This is a genomic window from Pseudoroseomonas cervicalis ATCC 49957 (assembly GCF_000164635.1).
In the GTDB taxonomy this organism is placed as follows: Bacteria; Pseudomonadota; Alphaproteobacteria; order Acetobacterales; family Acetobacteraceae; genus Pseudoroseomonas; species Pseudoroseomonas cervicalis.
Genome location: NZ_GG771250.1, coordinates 1 through 540, shown reverse-complemented (window position 1 = coordinate 540; position 540 = coordinate 1). Strand labels below are relative to the sequence as shown.

Genomic DNA, 540 nt, shown 5'->3' with positions numbered 1-540 from the left:
GGGCGGGACGGACGCGGCGGCGCTGCGGGCGCGGCTGGAGCGGCATGTGGTGCAGGCCATCCCCGGCGCCGCCGGGGCCATCGCCGCCGCGCTGTTCACCGGCGGCCAATCCGCCATCCCGCCCGAGGCGATGCAGGCCATGCGCGATTCCGGGCTGGCGCATCTGCTCTCCGTCTCGGGGCTGCATGTCAGCATCGTCATGGGGCTGGGCTTCGTGACGACGCGCTTCCTGCTGGCGCTGCTGCCGCCGCTGGCGCTGCGCTGCGACAGCAAGCGGGTGGCGGCGCCGGTCGGGCTGCTGCTGGGATTCCTCTATGTGCTGCTGACGGGGATGCAGGTGCCGATGCTGCGCAGCTTCGGCATGGCGGCGCTGGTCACGCTCGGCGTGCTGCTGGGGCGGCGGGCGCTGTCGCTGCGGGCGCTGGCCCTGGCGGCGGCCATCGTCATGCTGATGGCGCCGCAGGCACTGCTCGGCCCCTCCTTCCAGATGAGCTTCGCCGCCGTGCTGGTGCTGATCGCGGGGGCCGAGGCCACGGCGCC

Annotated in this window: 1 protein-coding gene; it reads left to right on the top strand. The window is 74.4% G+C overall.

The window, feature by feature from the left end:
• Positions 1-540: ComEC/Rec2 family competence protein (locus HMPREF0731_RS22835; protein ID WP_007006654.1), on the top strand; the 540-nt coding region annotated here is incomplete at both ends.